This is a genomic window from Cobetia sp. LC6, assembly GCF_030264805.1.
Classification (GTDB): Bacteria; Pseudomonadota; Gammaproteobacteria; order Pseudomonadales; family Halomonadaceae; genus Cobetia.
On the sequence record NZ_JASSPL010000015.1, the window covers coordinates 48,613 to 69,919 of the forward strand.

The following is a 21,307-nucleotide window of genomic DNA, read 5'->3' on the forward strand; positions in this document are numbered from 1 at the left end:
TTACTCCTTGGCCAGTGCCATGGCCCGGTCGACCAGCGCCTGGCCACCGTCAACCTTGTCGGAGAACGCTTGATAGACAGGCGCACTCGCGGTGACAAAGGCATCCCGGTCCACTTCATTGACGGCCATGCCGCCTGCCTTGAGGCTCGCCAGCAGCTTGTCATCCAGTTCTGCACCCTTGGCGAAGGCCCAGCTCTGGGTCTCGGCGGACACCTCGGCAATCGCGGTCTTCACCTCCTCGGGCATCTTGTTCCAGCCAGCCTGACTGCTGGTCAGCCAGATGGGCGAATAGACATGATTGGAGAGTGACAGGTACTTCTGGACCTCCTGGAACTTGGCGCCATCGATGTTGGACAGCGGGTTCTCCTGGCCATCGACAACCCCGGTCTGGAGTGCCACGAAGACTTCCGAGAAGGCCATCGGGGTCGGATTGGCACCCCACGCCGTGAACATGCCGGTACGCCATTCACTCTGCGGGGTACGCAGCTTCAGTCCGTCCAGATCTTCCGGCTCCACCACGGGGTGTTCATTGTTGGTGATCTGCCGGAAGCCGTTCTCCCAGGTGGAGACCAGCTTGAGGCCCTTGGCCTTGGCATCCTCGGCCAGGTCCGTCATCACGATCTCATCATCGATGCGCTTGAGATGCTCGCGGTCCTTGACCATGAACGGCATGTCAAACAGCGCAAAGCTTGGCGAGACGGACGACATCACCGAGGAAATCGCGGCCAGGTCAACCGTTCCGAGACGCAGCTTCTGGATCAGCTGTCGCTCATCGCCCAGCTGGCCACTGTGGTAGTACTCGACTTGATGCTCATCCCCAAGTCGAGCTTGCAGACTATCGGCGAAATGTTGCGCAGTCTGGCCCTGCAGACTGTTGGGGCTCCCCCCGATGGCAAATACGATCTTCTCTGCATGCGCGGTTGTGGTACCCAAGGCGGCGGCTAACAGTGTGGCGGCAAGCATGGCTCGCTTCATTGTCGAATCCCTTTGATTGTTATGATTCTGGAGATGGGCGTATCGGGTCTGGCTTGCTGCTTGAACGGTCCGGACCTGAGCATGTGACGAGGAAGGCTCAGGGTTTCACGAACACATTCCACCTCCCAAAGTGGACTGCAAACCATACCAGATGAAGCAAAACTTAGTCGTCCACCGCCGCGAAGGTCAATCACTCCGCCGTAGAAATAGACCTTTGTCTAGAAAAATACGCAACAATTCGCCATTTCTGACTCCATCTGGACTGGATGGCAAACCACACCAACAGCAACTGGCATGTGCGACATCAGAGGCTTTCGTCAATCTGGAGTCCCTGGAAAGCCAAAAGCCCCGCCGATATTCTCGGCAGGGCTTGCAGGCGCATCAGAGATGCCAGGGCCTCAACGGAATGGGGAGAAGAGTGCGGCTGGCCGTCACTCAGCCACGGCGCCCCCAGGCGACGGCGTCGTGGGGGTGAAGGCTCTCGATATGGCGCACATGGACATGCGCTTCGCCGTCGGTGATCGACAGACCATTGATCAAGCGGCGTGCGGCGTCTTCGACGAACATCAGATTCTGACCATTGAGCGCCGCAAACGCCTGCTCATCGGCGCGTTTCACGGCCGTCTGGACTGGCGTCGCCACGGCCTGCTCGATGGCATCGATCAACCCGATCAGCCCCAGATCCTTGGCTTCAGGCTTGAGCGTGACCTGAACCAGCGCTTCACTGCGCTGGCTGTGGGGCGTGGCCAGGGTGGCATGCTGGGTGAGCCACTCGGCGACCTGCTCCGGGGTCAGCGTGGCGTCGTTGCGGTGAGCCTCCAGGAACGCCTGCTCTATCAGCTGGCGCGACAGGGCCGCCGAGCAGGGACAGGTGGAGGAATAGCCCACCGTGACACTGGCCTGCAACGTGAATCTGCCCTCTTGCAGATTGGCCTCCAGCATGACGGGATACGACTTCCAGCCAGAGAGCTCCGGTGTGACTAGCGCCGGACGCTTCAGCAGCAGCGCGAATTCCAGCCTGACACGTGCATTGCGCGAGGCGCAGTCATGATGGCTTGCCACCATCGCGGCAAGTACCCCCTGCAGATTGCCCGGGGTCAGCGCCTCGCCCTCCGCCAGCCCATCCAGCAGGCGGTAGAGGCGCGACATGTGAATGCCCTTGGTGTGCGGCATCGGCAGATCGACCTGCGCATCTACACGGGCATGCAATTCACGACGATAATCGCCCTCCTCGATGAGTACGGGCAGATCGATTCCCTGCATGCCCACCCATTCCAGGGGGCTCAGGGAGCGGGAGCGCTCGGTCAGGGAAATGTCGGGGAGTATTGCGGTCATTCGTCAGATATCCAGAGCGGCTCTCATCACTGCCGCCTCCCTCACGCCGGGGGGAGGCAGGCACTGAGTTCAACCGAAGTGTGGGGAGTGTCAGGAGAGGTGAAGCACACAGCGCGGACGATTCGACGTCAGCGCAGGATCATTCCGCCTGTCGCGAGGAGTGATGGCCGGTGATCTTCCACTCGCCGAGAATCTCCTCGAAGGTGAACAGAAAGCGGGCCGGTATCGTGACCGTCTCGTCAGCGGCGCGATACTCGAAGGTGTAGTGCCCGCCGATCACGACGGTCCCCAGCTTGCGGCTGACACGAGGTGAGTACTCCCCCAGCTCGCAGGCCAGTGCCTCATTGGCGAGAAAGCCATCGAAGTAGGCCTGACGCTGCTGGCGATTCTCACGCACGTCATCCGCAACCGTCGGCACCAGGATCGCATCCTCGGCGTACAGCGAGAGAAGCGTCTCCTTTTCCCCGCGAGTGACGGCGATCGCCCAGCGCTCAAGCGTGCGCGTGGCGGCATTGATGCAGAATTCAGCGTCACGTTCCGTCAATGGAGGGGACGTCGGATGAGGCATGCTGTGGCTCTCCCTTGAGGATGAGGCTCTTGAGGATTTGGAAGGAAAGACGGGGGCCTGCCGGCCTCTCCGCCCATATGTCACGTGATCGCTCAGGCGTCAGCACACTGCAGGATGCCCTGCCCCAGGCGCTCGATCAGCTGCGGATAGAGTGTCTCGCCCAGTTCCAGCCCGACACCCAGCGGCTCGAAGACGATGGAGGTCTTGACGCCGGTGCCTTCGAAGACACTCTCGATCAACGCCGGGTTGTACTGTGGCTCACGGAAGACGCACTGGATGTTGTCCCGCGCCACGCGCGCCTGGATCTCCTTGATGCGAGCCGGGCTGGGCGTGGAGGCATCTCCCAGCGAGATGGCACCGGAGGCCGGAGCATCGAAGCGGTGCTCGAAGTACTGGTAGGCATCATGGAAGACGATGTAACGAGTGCCCTGCACCTGCGCCAGACGTGCTGACAATGCGTCCGTCATCGCCTCGAGCTCCTGCTGCCCGGCCTGGGCATTGCTGCGATAGGTGGCCGCGTGCTCCGGGTCCTGCGCTGCCAGCGATTCAGCAATCGCCGCCAACCAGAGATGCGCATTCATCGGGTCCAGCCAGCCATGCGGGTTCATTCCATCGTAGGCATGCTCATGGTGCTCGTCATGGCCGCCGTGATGCTCGTCGTGCTCCGCATGGACTTCGTGACCGCCATCATGATGCTCGTCATGGTCACCGTGTTCATGATGATCACCACCGTGATGCTCATCGTGATCGCCATGCGCTTCATCATGTTCGGGAGATGCCTCGTCATCATGATGATGCGCTTCGAAGGTGGCGCCCTCGCGATAGTTCAGATGAAGGGTACCGGGCACTTCCATCAGCTCGACGGCATCGGCATCCGCCGCCAGCGACGTACGTGCCTTGGCAAGCCAGGGCGTCAAATCATCACTGACGAAGAACACGATATCCGCGTCAGCCAGTGATCTGGCTTCGGAGGTCCGCATGGAATAGCCGTGCGGAGACGCACCCGGCTGAATGACCAGATCGGGGCTGCCCAGCTCTCCCATGACGCGCGAGACCAATGAATGCACGGGAGGGATGTCCACCGCGACCGAGGGCACCTCGGCCACTGCTACGGCAGGTGCCAACATCAGGGGCAGAGAGAGACAAGGCAAAAACCGATGACGCATGACGGTTCTCCAATAGAGGCGATATCGCGGAAGGAAGATCGAAGGCTGCAATGACCAACCATAATATGTTATAACATAACATTAATAGTCACTTCCCCGTCAACTCTTCAGCGCCAAGAGGTCTCCATGTCGCTGTTATCGATCAAGAATCTCTGTGTCACGCTTGGCAGGCATCGCATCCTCGAAGCGGTCGACCTGCAGGTGGAGCGCGGCGAAATCGTCACCCTGGTAGGACCGAATGGATCGGGAAAATCCACGCTGCTTCGCAGCATCATCGGGGCCATCACCCCTTCGCGTGGCCAGATAACGCGACAGCCCGGACTCAAGATCGGCTATGTTCCCCAACGCCTGAGCCTTGATCCGACACTGCCGATGACGGTGGAGCGCTTTCTCAACCTGCCACATCGGCATTCGCTGGATGCCGTGGCCCACGCTCTCCTTCAGGCCGGGATCCCCGGCGCCGAGGTGCAGCAGATCGCCAGCCTCTCCGGCGGCCAGTTCCAGCGCGTTCTGCTGGCGCGCGCACTGCTGGACTCCCCTGATCTCCTGCTGCTGGATGAGGCGACTCAGGGACTGGATCACCGAGGCATCGCGGACTTCTACCGTCAGATCGACCGTGTCCGTCACACCCTCGGTTGCGGAGTCCTGATGGTCAGTCACGAGCTGCATGTGGTGATGCGCGCCTCGGACCGCGTCGTCTGTCTGCATGGGCACGTCTGCTGCCAGGGCACGCCCGAGCGTGTCATGGCCTCATCGGCCTACCAGGATCTGTTCGGACTCGACACCGCCGATGCCCTCGCCTTCTACCGCCATGACCATCGACACAGCCATCACCACAGCCACTCGGCACCGCCGATGGATGACAGCATCCCGCCACGTACTTCCACGACTCCCATTTCAGAGAGACTGCACTAATGCTCGACGCTTTCATGGACGACTTCATGGTCCGCGCCGCACTGGCGGGTATTGCCGTCGCGCTTGCAGCAGCACCCTTGGGCTGTTTCGTCGTCTGGCGACGCATGGCCTATTTCGGCGATGCCACGGCCCATGCCGCGATTCTCGGCGTAGCCCTGTCACTATTGATGTCCACCTCGATTCTGGTCGGCGTGCTCGCCGTCTCGCTGATCATGGCGACACTGGTGACCCTGCTCAGTGGACGTGGCTATGCCATGGACACCCTGCTTGGCGTCATGGCGCACTCCGCTCTCGCCTTCGGCCTGGTGGCCGTCTCCTTCCTGCCAGGCGTACGCATCGACCTGATGGCCTATCTGTTCGGTGACATTCTGGCAGTGAACAAGATGGATCTTGTCATCATCACCTCAGGTGGCCTGCTGGTCATCGGCCTCATACGCTGGCGCTGGTCAGCATTGCTCACCGCCACGCTCAACGAGGACCTGGCGCGAGCCAGCGGCATCAACCCACGACGCGAGCAGCTGGTGCTGACACTGTCGCTGGCCGTGGTAGTCGCGGTCGCCCTCAAGGTGGTCGGTGCGCTTCTGATCACCGCACTGCTGATCATTCCGGCGGCCACCGCGCGTCGCTTCTGCCATACCCCCGAACTCATGGCGATCACCGCAGCCATCATCGGCGGGATTTCCACCACCGGCGGCCTGCAGGCAGCCTACTGGCTGGATACCCCCACCGGCCCGACCATTGTGTGCCTCGCCACCCTGCTGTTTGCCCTGAGCACTGTCGCGACACGCATCTCACGCCTCGTTTCTCAGGCCAGCAGCGAAGCGCCTGCTCGTGGAAAGTAACAGCCTCCTCCCATCTTGATCAGCACGACGGTCGATCAGTACGAAGCCGATCAGGAGCGTAATAGACGCGCCACCAATGAAGACACCCCACTGATCGCGGATCAGCGGGGTGTCTTGGCGAATATCAGCAGATCAGGGTCTCAGGCGCCGCCACTCACTCCCAGGCGGGGAACGGGTCAGGCAGAGTACGCCAGGCTTCCTTGCCCGCCAGTAACGTGGCGTCATCGAGCAGACATTCATCCAGCGCCTTGCAGATGCGCACTTCATCCAGATTCTGACCGATGAAGACGAGCTCCTGACGCATGTCGCCGAACGGCTCCTGCCACTTTTCCCGGATCGACTCCAGGTACTCGGGGTCTTCTGGCCATTCGACCTCCGGCACTGCCCTCCAGAACATGCCGCCGAACCCATAGTGCGCGATGCCACCGGCCTGATTCCACTGCCCCGCGAACTGTGGACGCGTGGCCAGCCAGAAGAAGCCCTTGGAGCGCAGCAGCTTGCCACCGAACCAGTCACCGTGGAGCAGCTGATGGAATTTCTCGGGATGGAACGGCACACGGGCATGGTAAGAGAAGCTCGAGATGCCGTACTCCTCGGTCTCCGGCACGTGCTCGCCGCGCATCTCCTTCAACCAGCCCGGCGCCTGCTGCGCGCGATCGAAGCTAAAGCGGGCGGTATCCAGCACCTTTTCGAGTGGCACGGCGCCCTGCGTCATGGGCAGAATCTCGGCCTCCGGGTTGAGTGAACGCAGTACTGCGCTCAGCTCGTCCAGCTGCGAGGCATCGAGCAGGTCCGTCTTGCTGATCAACAGCACATCACTGAACTCGATCTGATCGACGAGCAGGTCGGCGACATTGCGTTCATCGTCTTCACCAAGGCTTTCCCCCGCTTCCGCCAGAGACTGCGCCTCGCGATACTGGGTGAGGAAGTTGGCGCCATCCACGACCGTAACCATGGTATCGAGACGCGCGACATCCGAGAGGCACTGACCATCCTCACCTTCAAAGGTAAAGGTCTCCGCCACCGGCAGTGGCTCGGAAATGCCGGTGGATTCGATTACCAGACAGTCGAAGCGGCCTTCCTCGGCCAGCCGGCGCACCTCGATGAGCAGGTCCTCGCGCAACGTGCAGCAGATGCAGCCATTGCTCATCTCCACCAGCTGTTCCTCGGCGCGATTGAGCGCCACCTCGCCGCCTGTGCCAGGTGCGCCACGCACCATGGCGGCGTCGATGTTGACCTCGCTCATGTCATTGACGATCACCGCGACTCGCCGCCCTTCACGGTTGGCCAGAATATGATTCAACAGTGTCGTCTTGCCGGCGCCCAGAAAACCGGACAGCACGGTCACTGGCAGGGGCTGCGGCAGGGAGTTCGATGGAGATATTCGGGGGGAAGTCATCAGGCTCTACCTCAATGGATTGGGTCATTGCCACGTCGTGCGCGCATGACGGCATCCTTGCCGGCCCAGGGTCAGGCTCAGGGTCAGGTGAGTGCCTGGACGTGGGTGACCTCTGGCTTCTCGATCATCAGATGCGACAAATGATACGTTATAACATAATTATTCGTCAGCCTTTTTCTGATGAACCGCCCTATCCCCTTGTCTCATCAGCATCAGAGAAAAAGAAGACGCCCCGCTGGCAAGCCGGCGGGGCGTAGAGTGTTGCAATCAGCAGTGCGTTTCTCGTCGCAAGGAATGTCAGGTGACGATCAGACCGCCATCATCACGGCAGAGGCCATCACTGCCCCGCCCACCAGACGAGACGCGATAGTGGGCACGCTCATCAGGCGCTGCCCCACTACACGGCCCAGCAACGCCAGGACCAGTGTCGCGGCCACGAAGCCCGCCATGTAAGCCATGGCACTGCCAGCTGCCGGCATTTCCAGCGCGTGGGCGAAGCCGTGGAAGGCCATGAAGCCGGCCACCATGACGGCACCTGCCAGGGTCGGCAGACGCAGCAGCAATGCCACCAGCGCACCGGACACCAGCACCGAGAGCAGGATGCCCTGCTCAGCGATCAGCGCATGCAGCGCCTGTCCACCGCTGAGAAGCGCAATACCGGCCCCCGCCAGCATGCCGATGGCCATCAGCAGCGGCGTGCAATGCGTCAAGATCCGCGACTGACGCGCGCTCCAGATGCCGATGGCCAGCATGGCCAGCAGGTGATCCAGCCCGGTGAAGGGATGCGTCAAACCGGCCATCAGTCCCTGGGCATCATGGCCCGGATGTGCAGAGGCCGATGTCGCCACCAGCAGCAGAGAAGTGGCCAGCAGTGCGGAGTGAGAACGTTTCATGTGTCATTCCTGAACAAGATGATGATGATTTCACCCGATCCCCGTCGTGCGTCGACTACCGGGTGACAATGGATCCTGAGCAAGCGGCAGAAAACGCTGCGCCGTCAGGCCTGTGCCGCCAGTTTTTGTGGGCGACGCTCCGGCAGCATGCCGCGATCCAGAATGAAGGTGATGATCTCTTCCAGGCCGACGCCGTCGTACAGGTTGGCGAACACGAAGGGCCGCTCGCCGCGCATCTTGCGCGAGTCACGGTCCATCACCTCAAGCGAGGCATGCACCTGCTCGGCGATGTCGATCTTGTTGATGATCAGAAGATCCGACTTGGTGATGCCCGGCCCACCCTTGCGTGGAATCTTGTCGCCTGCCGAGACGTCGATCACATAGAGGGTGAGGTCGGAAAGTTCGGGACTGAAGGTCGCGGACAGGTTGTCGCCCCCGGATTCCACCAGCACCAGCTCCATGTCCGGATGGCGCGCCTGGAGATCATCGATGGCCGCCAGATTCATCGAGGCGTCCTCGCGGATCGCGGTATGCGGACAGCCGCCGGTCTCGACGCCGAGAATGCGGTCCGCCTCCAGCGCTTCATGGCGCAGCAGGAAATCGGCATCTTCGCGGGTGTAGATGTCATTGGTGACCACCCCGATGTCGTAATGATCACGCAGGGCCAGACACAGCTGGCGCAACAGCGCCGTCTTGCCGGAGCCCACCGGCCCACCCACTCCTACGCGTAGACAATGCTTCATGACAGCTTCCTTTCTCGTGAGATATCAGACGTTCATGTCGGTCGGTTCAGGCACCGCCGCCCAGGGACTGGCAGCCTTGGCTCAGCTCCTGAACAGACGGGAATATTGTGTTTCGTGCTGTGCGGAAGCGAGGGCCAGCCCCGGCAATATCGGGCCAAGCTCAGCATCCGGGCGTTCAAGCGCCTGCGCGACCACCTCCACCACGCGGGGCCGCAGCTGCTCAGTCAGGCGCTGCGCGGCGGTATGCCCAAGCGGCATGGCCTTGCAGGCCACCGCCAGCTGGTTTTCCAGCCAGGCCCAGGCGAAGCCGATCAAGGTCTGACGCGGTGGTACGCCACGCTGATGCGCTACCCAGGCGAACACCGTGACGTAGCCCGGCGACTCGGGCATCAGCGCCGCTGGCGGTTCAAGTTCGAGGCTTCTGAGCAGACGCAGCAACGCCGCCCCGAGACGCGCATCCTCATCGCTGAGTTCGGCGGTTTCGCGCGTCGCCTTGAGCCAGCCATCCCACTCGTCGAGCGCCGCTGCATCCCCCTCGGCCCATGCCTGCTGCAGACGCACCAACAGTGGCAGCTCACAACGGCCGAGCCCGTCTTCCAGCACGCCGTCGATCCACTCGCCAAGCTCCTGCTCGTGAGTGACCCAGCCAAGCTCGAAGGCACTTTCCAGCCCCTGGGACCAGGCAAAGGCGCCAATGGGCAAGGCCGGACTCACCAGCTGCAACAGCCCCAGCAGTGCAAGGTCCTCCTGAGCCGGCAGGCCCACCATGGCATCAGTGCTCATGCGTGTGTTCATGGGCGTGGCTATGAGAATGACCGTGGCTGTGCTCATGGTCATGATCATGACCGTGTGAGTGGCCGTGGCCATGACCGTGTGAATGACCGTGAGAATGAGCATGCCCCTGCCCCACCTGGGCATAGGCACCTGGCTCAGGGTCAAAGGGCGCCTCGTGATGGGTGAGAGTCGCGCCCAGACGCTCGGCCAGTTCTTCCAGCACGTGATCCGGCGGGAAGCGCACCCAGCCGGTCTGGATCGCGGCTCCGGTCTGGGCTTCAGCGTCCTGCATGCCGATCGCGAGCTGCACATGACGATTGCCCAAGTGATAGCAGAGCGCGGCCATCGGACGCCCGGCGGCGATGTGGGCAGTCACTACCGGCTCATCTGCGGCGCGGATGCGGATCACCTCACCATCGCGTGAAGCCAGGCGGTCACCGTCACGCAGCACCGGTCCGCGATCCAGAAACAGACCGACCTCGCGCCCGCCGTCGGTGGTGGCACGCAGCCGCCCACGGATTCGCAGCTCCAGCGGCAGAGTCAAGGTATCCAGAGGCTCCGCCTCGGTGTGAGCGCTCGCTGGGTCGCCTGAGCCACTGGCGTCTGGCAGGCGATGTATCAGTTCCATCATGGCGTCAATCTCGAATAGGGAATCAGAACAGGCTCTAGAAACAGGCCCTCAGAACCGGTCTTCAGAACAGGTGATAGCGCTGGGCCAGGGGCAACTCGGTGGCAGGCTCACAGGTCAGAAGCTCACCGTCGGCGAAGACTTCGTAGGTTTCGGGGTCGACCTTGAGCTCCGGGCAGGCATCGTTGAGCTTCATGTCACACTTGCGCACCTGGCGTACGTCGCGGCAGGCAGACAATGGGCTGTCGAGTCCGAGTGCCTCGCCGACACCGGCCTTGAGTGCCGCCTGGGAGACGAAGGTCAGGCGCGTGGCGCTGGCTGCCTTGCCGAAGGCGCCGAACATCGGGCGGTAATGCACTGGCTGCGGCGTGGGAATCGAGGCATTCGGGTCGCCCATCGGCGCGGCGGCGATCATGCCGCCCTTGAGAATGCAGGCCGGTTTGACGCCGAAGAACGCCGGTGACCACAGCACCAGATCCGCCAGCTTGCCGACCTCGATGGAGCCGACCTCATGGGCGATACCGTGGGTAATGGCCGAGTTGATGGTGTACTTGGCGATATAGCGGCGGGCGCGGAAGTTGTCGGTGCCGCGCTCGGCATCCTCCGCCAGCAGGCCGCGTTGCTCGCGCATCTTGTGTGCGGTCTGCCAGGTGCGGCAGATCACCTCGCCCACACGGCCCATCGCCTGGGAATCCGAGGACATCATCGAGATGACACCCAGGTCATGCAGGATATCCTCGGCGGCGATGGTCTCGCGGCGAATGCGCGAATCGGCGAAGGCCACATCCTCGGGGATGCTCGGGTCCAGGTGGTGGCAGACCATCAGCATGTCGAGATGCTCATCCACCGTATTGATGGTGTAGGGGCGCGTCGGGTTGGTGGAGGACGGCAACACATTGGGCCGCGAACAGGCAGTGATGATGTCCGGCGCATGGCCGCCACCGGCACCTTCGGTGTGGAAGGTGTGGATGCAACGGTCCTTGAAGGCCGCCAGCGTATCCTCGACGAAGCCTGATTCATTCAGGGTGTCGGTATGGATCGCCACCTGCACGTCGTAGGCGTCTGCCACCGTGAGACAGTTGTCGATGGAGGCTGGCGACGTGCCCCAGTCCTCATGCAGCTTGAGGCCGATCACGCCAGCCTCGATCTGCTGCTCCAGCCCCTCGGGCAACGAGGCATTGCCCTTGCCGAGAAAGCCGATGTTCATCGGCAGGCTGTCCACCGCCTGCAGCATCTTGCCGATGTGCCAGGGCCCCGGCGTACAGGTGGTGGCATTGGTACCGGTGGCCGGCCCCGTCCCACCGCCGAGCATGGTGGTGATGCCGCTCATCAGCGCCTCTTCCACCTGCTGAGGGCAGATGAAGTGGATGTGCGGGTCGACGCCACCGGCGGTGAGAACCTTGCCCTCGCCGGCGATGATCTCGGTGCCCGGGCCAATCACGATATCCACGTCAGGCTGGGTGTCGGGATTGCCGGCCTTGCCAATGGCTGCAATGCGCCCGGCCTTGAGACCGACATCCGCCTTGACGATACCCCACCAGTCCAGAATCAGCGCATTGGTGATCACGGTATCCATCACGCTCTCATCAGCGCGCTGGCTCTGGCCCATGCCATCGCGGATCACCTTGCCACCGCCGAACTTCACCTCTTCGCCATAGTGGGTGAAGTCCTTTTCCACCTCGATCCACAGTGCCGTGTCGCCCAGACGTACGCGGTCCCCGGTGGTCGGGCCGTACATGTCGGCATAGGCCTGTCGCGTTATCTTCATGGGTTGCCTCTTGCTCCCTGAGCCGCAGTCTTTGAATGAGCTCCAAGGTAAATGCCTGTCGGTGCCATTGCCTGACGCCTTGGCGGAAAGGTTGTCACTCGCTCAGCGCTCGACACTGCCGTCATCCTTGAGCTGTCCCATCACCTCGCCACGGAAGCCATGGATGTGGCGACTGCCGGCGAAGGGAATCAGCGTGACGTCACGCGTCTGCCCGGGCTCGAAGCGAATCGCCGTTCCGGCGGCGATGTCCAGGCGCTGTCCGAGGGCGGCCTCGCGATCGAACACCAGCGCCGGATTGGCCTCGGCAAAGTGATAGTGCGAGCCGATCTGGATCGGTCGGTCGCCGGTATTGCCGACCGAGAGCGTGGTGCGCAGGCGGTCCTCGCAGAGAGAGATCTCGCCGTCCGCCACCTGATATTCACCGGGAATCATCATTGCTCACCTCACACGATGGGGTTGTGAACGGTCACCAGCTTGGTGCCATCCGGGAAGGTCGCCTCTACCTGCACTTCGGGAATCATCTCGGCGATGCCTTCCATCACGTCATCACGGGTCAGCACCTCTGCCCCGCGTCCCATCAGCTCAGCCACACTCAATCCTTCGCGTGCGCCTTCCAGGATCTCGGCGCTGATCAAGGCGATGGATTCCGGATAGTTGAGCTTGAGGCCCTTGGCCTTGCGGCGCTCGGCCAGCAGTGCTGCGGTAAACAGCAACAGCTTGTCCTTGTCTCTTGGCGTCAGTTCCATGTCGTGGCTCTTGTGGTTGTCATTGCGTGGGGGTCTTCAAGATCAGGTCAGCCAGATACGTGGCACCTGTGCCTCAAGCCCCGTCATCAGTGGGCGCAGGATCCGCCATGCCTGCTGGCACAGTGCCCAGGCCTCGTTGCGTTCATGCCCCAGATAGCGCAGCAGCAGCACGCCTTCGCGACGCGTCACCGCCCAGCGTGGGGAGGCAGGCATCGCCTCACGCAGCGCCTCGATGGCCGCCGCCTCATCTGCAAGCCCGACCGCCCACAGCGTGGCCTGGACACTGCATCCGCCCTGCCCCCAGCGTCCCGTGAAGCGCGGATGCAGCGGGTCCAGTGACTGGCGCTCGATCCACATTGGCTTGCCGTCACGCGTCAGGCGAAAGCGTTGTTCCAGATGGCCGCTGACGAAGGGCAGCTCACCGATCGGGCGGCCGAGTGCCAGCACCTCCCAACCCAGACAACGGGCATTGCCCACAAGCTCGAGGGTGGTGGTCTGCTCGCCGCGCGAGCCATTGAAGGCCAGCGTTTCCTGAGGCAGCCATTCCAGAGTGGCGCCGTCGGCGACCTTGAGATGGGTGTGCTGGCCCCAGGCCACGCCGTTGCGATCCGCCTTGTAGAGCTTGGCGGCCGCCGGCGTGGTCAACAGCACCTGCGCGCCTTCCTCGACCTCTGCCGTGATATGCAGCGCATCACCACTGACCAGCCCGCCGGGGGGATGCAGCAGATAGACATGGCAGCAGCCGTGGCGGCCTTCCGGATAGAACGGCCGCTGCACGCGCAGAGGGCCGTAATGACGACGACGCGTCAGTCGCGTGATGGGGCCTGCGCCATCGCGGGTGTCGGTCTCGAAGCGCAGCGCCAGCGACGCCTGCCACTGACGCTGATCATCGAAGCGATGGCCGGAGGCGACATCCGTCGCGCCGTCTGCGGAAATCATGCGCTGGATCGTCATACGGTCAGGTGCTGCTTGATCAATTCATCGGACAGCGCCGCGATCTCGCCTTCGGCCATCTGCCGGCCGCGATCCATGATCACGAAGCGATCGGCGTACTTGCGCGCAAAGGGCAGCTTCTGCTCGACCAGCAATACCGTCAGACCGTCTTCCTTGATCAGGCGGCGGATGACCTCGCCTATCTGGGCGACGATATTGGGCTGGATGCCTTCGCCGGGCTCATCGAGAATCAGCAGGCGTGGTTCGATCACCAGCGCGCGGCCGATGGCGAGCTGTTGCTGCTGGCCGCCGGACAGGTCGCCCCCGCGCCGGTGACGCATTTCCTTGAGCACGGGAAACAGCTCATAGATGCGCTCGGGAATCTGACGCAGGCCATCACGGCGCACGGCAAGCCCGGTGCGCAGATTCTCTTCCACCGTCATCATCGGGAAGATCTGCCGTCCCTGGGGGACATAGCCGACTCCCAGGCGGGCGCGCTCCTCGAGCTTGCGCCGCGTCAGGTCCAGCGGCTCATTGCGACTGGAGCCGCTACCACTGGCATCGCCATCGGCGCGGTACAGGAGCTTGCCGTCACGGACGCTCTCCTCGCCCATGATGCATTTCATCAGCGTGGTCTTGCCGACGCCGTTGCGGCCCATCACGCAGGTGCATTGCCCAACGGGAATCTCCAGCGTCAGATCCCACAGCGTGTGGCTTTCCCCGTAGAACTGGTTGAGCGTGTCGATGGTCAGCAGCGGCGGCTCGCCGCCTGACATCAGGGCATTGGTGTTCAGCGCTTGCGTCATCCGTCACTCTCTCCCAGGTAGACCTCGACGACTTTCGGGTCGCTCGATACCGCATCCATACTGCCTTCCGCCAATACAGCGCCCTGATGCAACACCGTGACCTTGCGCGCGATGGAGCGCACGAAGCCCATGTCGTGCTCGACCACCACCACCGACTGGCGTCCCGCCAGGCTGGTCAGCAGCTCCGCGGTGCGCTCCATCTCCTGCTCGGTCATGCCGGCCACCGGCTCATCGACCAGTAGCAGCCGAGGTTTCTGCATCAACAGCATGCCGATCTCCAGCCACTGCTTCTGGCCGTGGGACAGGATGCCGGCCTCGCGCGCATGCCATTCCTTGAGATGAATCGTCTGCAGCACTTCCTCGATCCGAGCCCGAGTCTCGCCGGTCATGCGTGCGGTCAGGGTCGGGAAGATGCGCTTGTCAGTGGCCATCGCGAGTTCGAGATTCTCGAACACGCTGAGCGCCTCGAAGACGGTGGGCTTCTGGAACTTGCGCCCGATGCCCAGGGTGGCGATCTCGGGCTCACTCATGTGCAGCAGATCGTGGCGGCTGCCGAACCATACCGAGCCACTGTCGGGGCGCGTCTTGCCGGTGATGATGTCCATCATCGTGGTCTTGCCCGCGCCGTTGGGGCCGATGATGCAGCGCAGCTCACCATCGTCGATGGTCAGGTTGAGATCATTGATCGCCTTGAAGCCATCGAAGCTGACACTGACATCCTCCAGATAGAGGATCGGCCCGTGGGTCACATCCACCGGCGAGATGCGCGGGGTCAGGAAGTCGAACACGCGGTCACGCGTGGCCATTTCTTTCAACAGGCTCATGCGGTGGCCTCCTCGATGGAACGGGAACCGGATGCCGATTCGGTCTTGTCCGCGGACGCCTGCGAGCGCCTGCCCCAGCCACCCTGGGCGAAGAGTCCGGCGATGCCCTTGGGCAACAGCACGGTGACCAGCACGAACAGTCCGCCGAGAGCGAACAGCCAGGCGTCCGGCATGATGCCGGTGAACACCGTCTTGGCGTAATTGACGATCAGCGCGCCCAGCACGGCGCCGTAGAGCGTCGCGCGGCCACCGAGCGCCACCCACACCACCACCTCGATGGAGAACAGTGGCGAGAACTCGCCGGGGTTGATGATGCCGACCTGCGGCACATACAGCGCTCCCGCCACTCCGGCCAGCATCGCCGAGACCACGAAGATGAACAGCTGGACACGTTCGACGCGGTAACCCAGAAAGCGCGTGCGCGCCTCGGCATCGCGACAGGCGATACTCAGACGCCCCAGCTTGGAGCCGACGATGCCACGACACAGTAGATAGCCGAGCCCCAGCGCCACGCCACTGGCGATGAACAGCGCGATGCGCACCGCATCCGTACGCAGGTCGAAGCCGAGAATGTCCTTGAAGTCGGTCAGCCCGTTGTTGCCACCGAAGCCCATCTCGTTGCGGAAGAACGCCAGCATCAAGGCGAAGGTCAGCGCCTGGGTGATGATCGAGAGGTAGACACCGGTGACGCGGGAGCGGAAGGCCAAAAAGCCGAACACCAGCGCCAGCAGCCCCGGGGCCAACAGCACCATCAGGAAGGCGAAGCCGGGCATGTCGAAGCCCTGCCAGAACCACGGCAGCTCCTGCCAGTTGAGGAAGACCATGAAGTCTGGCAGTTCCGGATTGCCATAGACGCCGCGGTCACCGATCTCACGCATCAGGTACATGCCCATGGCGTAACCGCCCAGCGCGAAGAAGGCACCGTGGCCCAGGCTGAGAATGCCCAGATAGCCCCAGACGAGGTCCACCGCCACCGCCAGCAGCGCATAGCACAGGTACTTGCCCAGCAGGGTGACGGTGAAGGTGCTGACATGCAGCGGATGCCCCTCGGGCAGCAGCACATGCAGCAATGTGATCGCGAGCACCGACAGCGTCAGCACCGCGAGAAAGATCTGGGTGGAGCGCTCCGTGAAGGGGCGCGCCAGCCAGGAACGTGAATCAGGCATGGATCAACCCTCCGCGGCGCGGCCCTTCTGCGGGAAGAGTCCCCGCGGGCGCTTTTGAATGAACAGGATGATGAAGACCAGCACCACGATCTTGGCGAGAACCGCTCCCGCCCAGGGCTCGAGAAACTGATTGAGCAGCCCCAGCGACATGCCGGCCACCAGCGTGCCCCACAGATTGCCGACCCCGCCGAACACCACGACCATGAAGGAATCGATGATGTAGTTCTGGCCTAGGTTCGGCCCGACGTTGGTGATCTGGGAGAGCGCGACACCGGCAAGGCCAGCCACGCCGGAGCCGAGCGCGAAGGTCATGATGTCGACGCGGGTCGCCTTGATGCCCATCGAGCGCGCCATGGCACGGTTCTGGGTCACCGCACGGACTTCAAGACCGAGCCGGGTGCGGCGCATGATCAGCATCAGAGCAGCGAACACGAACAGCGCGAAGCCGATGATGTAGAGGCGATTGAGCGTCAGTGACAGCGCCTCGTTGATCATCAGTGAGCCACTCATCCACTCCGGCGTGACCACGATGCGATTCAGGGGCGAGATGGTGGTACGCACCAGCTGCTGCAGGATCAGGCTGATGCCGAAGGTGGCCAGCAAGGTCTCAAGCGGACGCCCCTTGAGGTGCTGGATGACGCTGCGCTCGATGATCACCCCCACCGCCGCCGCGACCAGAAAGCCCGCCGGAATCGACAGCAGCAGCGCCAGCCCCGGCTGCCCCGGCAATAGCTGCTGCATGCCCCAGGTGGTGTAGGCACCCAGCATGATCAGTTCACCATGCGCCATGTTGATCACGCCCATGACACCGAAGGTGATGGCAAGGCCGATGGCGGCCAGTACCAGTACCGAACCCAGCGAGAGGCCGAAGTAGAGCGTCTCGAGCCCGCTATTGAGCTGAAGCTTCTGCTCGATACCGGCCAGCGCCACCTTGGCGGCCTGAGCCAGCTTCGGATCATCACTCACCGCGGCGCCATTGATGGCGGCGATCGCGGCGGCGTTCAGGCTGCCGGACAGAGTCTCCAGCGCCGCGGGGTCGCCAGTGGCTTCCAGCTGCTGGATGGCGAGGGCTTCCTTGAGCGTGGCGCGGATAGCGTCATCACCCTCCTGCTCGATCAGGCTCGGCAACCGCTCGGCCATGGCCTCATCGACACTGCCGCGCAAACCGCGCGCCGCCGCGAGTCTGATCTCGGCATCCGGGGAAGACAGGTCGATCATCGAGAGCACGCCATCGATATGCCCACGCAGCGAGTTGTTGCTGCGCAGGGTCTTGAGTTCGCGGCGCGAGACCTTGCCCGCCGATTCTCCCGACAGGGCGTCGGAAACGGCCCACTCACGGCCGCGATTGTTGTCGATGATCAAGAAGCGCTCGGCGTCCTTGAGGCGAGCCAGCTTGCTGGCGGAAAAGGCTTCCAGCCAGCCACGTGCACGCGCATCGCCGCTCATGGCGATCTCATCGATCACGGCCGGCTTGGCCGGGTTGCGTGCCTCGGCAAGCTGGGTCAACAGGGATTGGGCAGCGCCGTCAGACAGGCGCGCAGACTGCCCAGTCGCGGACTCGGACTGGGCAGCGACAAACAGGGGGAATGAAAGAAGACAGACCAGCAGCATCCACTGCCAGTACCAGCGGAACATCGTTGCAACGGAGATAGACATCAAGAAGGCCATCCATGGTGAACGCACAAAGGCGTCATCAGTCTCCAAAGGCATCGTGGCTTTGGAGACTGACACTCAACGAGGCGGCAAGCAGGTGAGCCAGCACACCGCCTCGCTCTCAGAACGTGCTACGCATCATTGCGCCGCAACGCTCTGTTGAGCCCCACAGGAATGGGTCACGACATTGTAGTTGCCGCATTCCATCGGCTTGCGCCAGTCACTGATCAGGTCCCTGGAACCTTCCAGATAGTCCGACCAGGCATCGCCTGCCACGGTGGACGGGGTCTGCCAGACGACGGAGAACTGGCCGTTGTCCTGGATCTCTCCGATCAGCACCGGCTTGGTGATGTGATGGTTGGGCATCATGGTGGCGTAGCCGTCGGTCAGGTTGGGAACGGATACGCCGATGATGGCGTCCTTGACCGCGTCGACCTCGACACTGCCCGCCTTGCGAGCGGCTTCCATCCACATGTTGAAGCCGATGTAGTGGGCTTCCATCGGGTCGTTGGTGACCGCATCTTCCTTGCCGGTGTAATCGATCCACTCATCGATGAAGTCGTAGTTGGTGTCGCTGTCCACGCTCATGAAGTAGTTCCAGGCGGCCAGGTGGCCGACCAGCGGCGCAGTATCGATGCCCGAGAGTTCCTGCTCGCCCACCGAGAAGGCCACCACCGGGATGTCCTCGGCATTGATGCCCTGGTTGGCCAGCTCACGATAGAACGGCACGTTGGCATCGCCATTGATGGTGGACACCACGGCCGTCTTCTTGCCGGCACTGCCGAAGGACTTGATGTCCGAGACGATGGACTGCCAGTTGGAATGGCCGAAGGGGGTGTAATTGACCATTACATCCTCGTCCGCCACGCCCTTCGACTTGAGGTAGGCCGCCAGGATCTTGTTGGTGGTTCGCGGATAGACATAATCCGTGCCCGCCAGCACCCAGCGCTCCACGCCCACGTCGTTCATCAGATAATCCACTGCCGGAATTGCCTGCTGATTGGGCGCCGCTCCTGTGTAGAAGACGTTCTCCGAGGACTCCTCGCCCTCATACTGCACCGGATAGAACAGCAGGCCGTTGAGCTCCTCGACCACCGGCAGCACCGACTTGCGCGAGACAGACGTCCAGTTGCCGAAGATTACGTCGACCTTGTCCTGCGCCAACAGCTCACGCGCCTTCTCGGCGAACAGCGGCCAGTTGGAAGCCGGATCGACCACGACAGGCTCCAGCTTGCGTCCCAGCAGCCCGCCGTTCTCGTTCTGCTTCTCGATCAGCATCAACATGGTGTCTTTCAGTGTCGATTCACTGATCGCCATGGTGCCGGACAGTGAATGCAGGATGCCGACCTTGATCGGCCCTTCTTCCGCCTGGGCGACATTGGCCAGCGAGAAACCGACACAGGCGGATAGCATTGCGGCAGCGATTTTCTTGTTCACGACATTCCCTCGTGTCTTGTTGTACTTGTTATCCCTCTTCATGTAGTGCAATCGATATGCCAATCAATGCCATAGCACCGACCTGCTTAGTACATTCCACTGCTGTCACTACTTTTCGTTAGATAACCAAACACTCCGTGCGCACCAAGAAAGCGCATGACAAAACAGCTTCTTTTAAGCGCGCACCAATTTGGTGAGCTTTCACGATTTTCGTAGTCTTTGCTCTGCTACATAGCGAGTTGAAAGACTTTTTTCTTTTTCTTTTGTCGCTTACTGGTGCATTCCTAGCTAGCGACATATTGATCACAGGCGATAAGTCATGCTGAGGATACTCCCCGCATCTGCATGTCTCGCTCTCCTCTGAGAATAGCGGCACCGGTTATATAGACTGGAGAATTGCGGCCATCGGGGCGCTGAAGATCGCCTTCCCAGATTCAAGAAGCTCGATAGCGTACGAGTTGACTGCGAGCGACTCCGCAGGGCAAGAGGCGTCAGCGAACTGGCGTCAGATACTGTCTGCTAATCGAGGTACTTCATGATTTCTCCACTGCCATGCATCCATTCACTCTTCGGAGTAAAGCAAACACTCTCTACGTTTCTTCCTCCCTTCGACTCAGTTACATCACAAGGAGGAAGTCATGTCGCATAAGGAAAAGGCCAGAGGCCTGCCAACGGATATGTCGTCATGGTCCGGCACGGAAGAGAGCCATGCGCTGACGGGGGACATGGAATTGTCACGCGCTGCCAGGCGCTTGCTGTCCGACAGCATGGCCAAGAACACGATTCTGGCATTCCGTTCAGATATTCGAGGCTTCCTGAAAGCCGGCTACTCACTCCCCGCCACTGCCCAGCAAATTGCCAATTATCTGGCTGAGCAGCATATCAAAGGCCGCAAGCCTGCCACGATTTCCCGCCATGCCAGCTCGCTGGGCACCTGGCATGTTTATATGCAGCTGCCCTCTCCTACTCTGAGCCTGGAAGTGAAAGGCGTTTTGAAGGGAATTCATCGCAAGAGTGATGGGCGGCAACGCCAGGCGCCCGCATTGCGACTGAATCATTTACAACAGCTGCTGAATGCTCTGGACCTCAAGTCACCGCGGGATTTACGTAATGCCAGCATGTTCTGTCTGTGTTTCTACGGAGCTTTTCGCTCCAGCGAGGTGGTCGCACTCTACAGGGAGGATATCGAGTGGCGTGATGGCGGAATCGTGATCACGTTGCGCCACAGTAAAACCAATCAAAGCGGACGGATCGAGCAGAAGACGCTTCCCCGTAACCCTGCGGGCGGTCGTTGCTGTCCGGTCAGTCTGCTGGAAGCCTGGTTGGAGTGGAGCGGTATTCAGCGAGGTGCCTTATATCGATCCATTGATCAGGGAGGCAGGCTGGGAGCCGGCAGAATGCATCCCGTGACCTTCAGCAACCTTCTCAAACAGGCGCTCATACGGGCGGGACTAGTAGAGGAAGGCTTCACGACCCACAGCTTCCGTGCTGGCTTCATTACCGAAGCACATCTCCGCGGGAAGAGCGACCAGCAGATAAAGCGCATCAGCGGACACCGGGACCAGAAAACCTTCGAGCGCTACATTCGCATGGCCGATGACATGCATGACCCGGGAAATGACATCTTCTGATAGCTCAATCTCTGAAGAACGCTGCCAAGGATGGCAGCACTTCCATGGATACCAATGAGATGATATTTGTCCTACTATAAGGATTAGATAATCAACAAGACGCCA

General features: G+C 61.8%; 21 protein-coding genes. 3 read left to right on the top strand and 18 right to left on the bottom strand.

The genetic code is table 11. The features are described 5' to 3' along the window. From QQF40_RS15060 to QQF40_RS15075, 4 genes are all read right to left on the bottom strand, one after another. A complete protein-coding gene (locus QQF40_RS15060) occupies positions 1-963 on the bottom strand; it encodes a TRAP transporter substrate-binding protein (protein WP_285461796.1) in 963 nt (320 codons plus the stop codon). A gap of 447 nt (positions 964-1,410) precedes the next feature. Further along, the gene (gene folE2, locus QQF40_RS15065) at positions 1,411-2,310 is read right to left on the bottom strand and encodes a GTP cyclohydrolase FolE2 (RefSeq protein ID WP_285461797.1); all 900 of its coding nucleotides are present in this window, start codon (positions 2,308-2,310) and stop codon (positions 1,411-1,413) included. A 139-nt stretch (positions 2,311-2,449) separates the two neighbouring features. Further along, entirely contained in the window at positions 2,450-2,878 is a 429-nt protein-coding gene (locus tag QQF40_RS15070) for a DUF4440 domain-containing protein (protein WP_285461798.1), read from the bottom strand. Between the two features lie 92 nt (positions 2,879-2,970). Beyond that, complete coding sequence (locus tag QQF40_RS15075; RefSeq protein ID WP_285461799.1) at positions 2,971-4,044, bottom strand: zinc ABC transporter substrate-binding protein; 1,074 nt, start codon at positions 4,042-4,044, stop codon at positions 2,971-2,973. 126 nt (positions 4,045-4,170) lie between these two features. Between QQF40_RS15075 and QQF40_RS15080 the strand changes: the two genes are divergently transcribed. Together QQF40_RS15080 and QQF40_RS15085 are read left to right on the top strand one after the other, a co-directional pair. After that, positions 4,171-4,959 carry a metal ABC transporter ATP-binding protein gene (locus QQF40_RS15080; RefSeq protein WP_285461800.1) on the top strand — a complete coding sequence of 263 codons (789 nt, stop codon included), beginning with the start codon at positions 4,171-4,173 and terminating at the stop codon, positions 4,957-4,959. Then, complete coding sequence (locus QQF40_RS15085; RefSeq protein WP_285461801.1) at positions 4,959-5,801, top strand: metal ABC transporter permease; 843 nt, start codon at positions 4,959-4,961, stop codon at positions 5,799-5,801. Before QQF40_RS15080 ends, QQF40_RS15085 begins: the two co-directional genes overlap by 1 nt. 154 nt (positions 5,802-5,955) lie before the next feature. Here QQF40_RS15085 and zigA read toward each other — a convergent pair whose 3' ends face one another. From zigA to urtA, 14 genes are all read right to left on the bottom strand, one after another. After that, the gene (zigA, locus tag QQF40_RS15090; RefSeq protein ID WP_285461802.1) at positions 5,956-7,200 is read right to left on the bottom strand and encodes a zinc metallochaperone GTPase ZigA; all 1,245 of its coding nucleotides are present in this window, start codon (positions 7,198-7,200) and stop codon (positions 5,956-5,958) included. Positions 7,201-7,508: 308 nt separating this feature from the next. Continuing rightward, positions 7,509-8,093: a HupE/UreJ family protein gene (locus tag QQF40_RS15095; RefSeq protein WP_285461803.1), complete on the bottom strand. Its 585-nt coding sequence runs from the start codon at positions 8,091-8,093 to the stop codon at positions 7,509-7,511. 104 nt (positions 8,094-8,197) lie between these two features. Continuing rightward, the gene (ureG, locus tag QQF40_RS15100; protein ID WP_285461804.1) at positions 8,198-8,836 is read right to left on the bottom strand and encodes an urease accessory protein UreG; all 639 of its coding nucleotides are present in this window, start codon (positions 8,834-8,836) and stop codon (positions 8,198-8,200) included. Between the two features lie 81 nt (positions 8,837-8,917). After that, complete coding sequence (locus QQF40_RS15105) at positions 8,918-9,619, bottom strand: urease accessory protein UreF (protein ID WP_285461805.1); 702 nt, start codon at positions 9,617-9,619, stop codon at positions 8,918-8,920. Next, the gene (locus tag QQF40_RS15110; protein WP_285461806.1) at positions 9,609-10,241 is read right to left on the bottom strand and encodes an urease accessory protein UreE; all 633 of its coding nucleotides are present in this window, start codon (positions 10,239-10,241) and stop codon (positions 9,609-9,611) included. Before QQF40_RS15110 ends, QQF40_RS15105 begins: the two co-directional genes overlap by 11 nt. 61 nt (positions 10,242-10,302) lie before the next feature. Further along, positions 10,303-12,006: an urease subunit alpha gene (ureC, locus tag QQF40_RS15115; protein ID WP_285461807.1), complete on the bottom strand. Its 1,704-nt coding sequence runs from the start codon at positions 12,004-12,006 to the stop codon at positions 10,303-10,305. A gap of 102 nt (positions 12,007-12,108) precedes the next feature. Then, positions 12,109-12,438, bottom strand: a complete 330-nt coding sequence (locus QQF40_RS15120) for an urease subunit beta (protein WP_285461839.1) — start codon at positions 12,436-12,438, stop codon at positions 12,109-12,111. A gap of 11 nt (positions 12,439-12,449) precedes the next feature. Further along, complete coding sequence (gene ureA, locus QQF40_RS15125; RefSeq protein ID WP_024952521.1) at positions 12,450-12,752, bottom strand: urease subunit gamma; 303 nt, start codon at positions 12,750-12,752, stop codon at positions 12,450-12,452. Positions 12,753-12,794: 42 nt separating this feature from the next. Further along, the gene (locus QQF40_RS15130) at positions 12,795-13,691 is read right to left on the bottom strand and encodes an urease accessory protein UreD (protein ID WP_285461808.1); all 897 of its coding nucleotides are present in this window, start codon (positions 13,689-13,691) and stop codon (positions 12,795-12,797) included. A gap of 11 nt (positions 13,692-13,702) precedes the next feature. Next, positions 13,703-14,440, bottom strand: a complete 738-nt coding sequence (gene urtE / locus QQF40_RS15135) for an urea ABC transporter ATP-binding subunit UrtE (RefSeq protein WP_285461840.1) — start codon at positions 14,438-14,440, stop codon at positions 13,703-13,705. 47 nt (positions 14,441-14,487) lie between these two features. Beyond that, positions 14,488-15,315: an urea ABC transporter ATP-binding protein UrtD gene (gene urtD, locus QQF40_RS15140; RefSeq protein ID WP_285461809.1), complete on the bottom strand. Its 828-nt coding sequence runs from the start codon at positions 15,313-15,315 to the stop codon at positions 14,488-14,490. Beyond that, positions 15,312-16,481 (bottom strand): urea ABC transporter permease subunit UrtC, encoded by a 1,170-nt coding sequence (gene urtC, locus QQF40_RS15145; RefSeq protein ID WP_285461810.1) that lies wholly within the window; start codon positions 16,479-16,481, stop codon positions 15,312-15,314. Before urtC ends, urtD begins: the two co-directional genes overlap by 4 nt. Positions 16,482-16,484: 3 nt before the next feature. Then, positions 16,485-18,137 (bottom strand): urea ABC transporter permease subunit UrtB, encoded by a 1,653-nt coding sequence (gene urtB / locus QQF40_RS15150; RefSeq protein ID WP_285461811.1) that lies wholly within the window; start codon positions 18,135-18,137, stop codon positions 16,485-16,487. 135 nt (positions 18,138-18,272) lie between these two features. Further along, positions 18,273-19,547: an urea ABC transporter substrate-binding protein gene (gene urtA / locus QQF40_RS15155; protein WP_285461841.1), complete on the bottom strand. Its 1,275-nt coding sequence runs from the start codon at positions 19,545-19,547 to the stop codon at positions 18,273-18,275. Positions 19,548-20,209: 662 nt separating this feature from the next. Between urtA and QQF40_RS15160 the strand changes: the two genes are divergently transcribed. Next, positions 20,210-21,202 (top strand): site-specific integrase, encoded by a 993-nt coding sequence (locus QQF40_RS15160; RefSeq protein WP_285461812.1) that lies wholly within the window; start codon positions 20,210-20,212, stop codon positions 21,200-21,202. Positions 21,203-21,307: the final 105 nt, after the last annotated feature.

Coding starts and splice junctions, on each gene's coding strand:
- zigA (WP_285461802.1), bottom strand. CDS start 7,200: ATGACTTCCCCCCGAATATCTCCATCGAACTCCCTGCCGCAGCCCCTG.
- QQF40_RS15060 (WP_285461796.1), bottom strand. CDS start 963: ATGCTTGCCGCCACACTGTTAGCCGCCGCCTTGGGTACCACAACCGCG.
- QQF40_RS15085 (WP_285461801.1), top strand. CDS start 4,959: ATGCTCGACGCTTTCATGGACGACTTCATGGTCCGCGCCGCACTGGCG.
- QQF40_RS15070 (WP_285461798.1), bottom strand. CDS start 2,878: ATGCCTCATCCGACGTCCCCTCCATTGACGGAACGTGACGCTGAATTC.
- QQF40_RS15075 (WP_285461799.1), bottom strand. CDS start 4,044: ATGCGTCATCGGTTTTTGCCTTGTCTCTCTCTGCCCCTGATGTTGGCA.
- QQF40_RS15110 (WP_285461806.1), bottom strand. CDS start 10,241: ATGATGGAACTGATACATCGCCTGCCAGACGCCAGTGGCTCAGGCGAC.
- QQF40_RS15095 (WP_285461803.1), bottom strand. CDS start 8,093: ATGAAACGTTCTCACTCCGCACTGCTGGCCACTTCTCTGCTGCTGGTG.
- urtC (WP_285461810.1), bottom strand. CDS start 16,481: ATGCCTGATTCACGTTCCTGGCTGGCGCGCCCCTTCACGGAGCGCTCC.
- QQF40_RS15120 (WP_285461839.1), bottom strand. CDS start 12,438: ATGATTCCCGGTGAATATCAGGTGGCGGACGGCGAGATCTCTCTCTGC.
- urtA (WP_285461841.1), bottom strand. CDS start 19,547: ATGCTATCCGCCTGTGTCGGTTTCTCGCTGGCCAATGTCGCCCAGGCG.
- QQF40_RS15105 (WP_285461805.1), bottom strand. CDS start 9,619: ATGAGCACTGATGCCATGGTGGGCCTGCCGGCTCAGGAGGACCTTGCA.
- QQF40_RS15130 (WP_285461808.1), bottom strand. CDS start 13,691: ATGATTTCCGCAGACGGCGCGACGGATGTCGCCTCCGGCCATCGCTTC.
- urtD (WP_285461809.1), bottom strand. CDS start 15,315: ATGAGCCTGTTGAAAGAAATGGCCACGCGTGACCGCGTGTTCGACTTC.
- QQF40_RS15160 (WP_285461812.1), top strand. CDS start 20,210: ATGTCGCATAAGGAAAAGGCCAGAGGCCTGCCAACGGATATGTCGTCA.
- folE2 (WP_285461797.1), bottom strand. CDS start 2,310: ATGACCGCAATACTCCCCGACATTTCCCTGACCGAGCGCTCCCGCTCC.
- ureA (WP_024952521.1), bottom strand. CDS start 12,752: ATGGAACTGACGCCAAGAGACAAGGACAAGCTGTTGCTGTTTACCGCA.
- QQF40_RS15080 (WP_285461800.1), top strand. CDS start 4,171: ATGTCGCTGTTATCGATCAAGAATCTCTGTGTCACGCTTGGCAGGCAT.
- urtB (WP_285461811.1), bottom strand. CDS start 18,137: ATGTCTATCTCCGTTGCAACGATGTTCCGCTGGTACTGGCAGTGGATG.
- ureG (WP_285461804.1), bottom strand. CDS start 8,836: ATGAAGCATTGTCTACGCGTAGGAGTGGGTGGGCCGGTGGGCTCCGGC.
- ureC (WP_285461807.1), bottom strand. CDS start 12,006: ATGAAGATAACGCGACAGGCCTATGCCGACATGTACGGCCCGACCACC.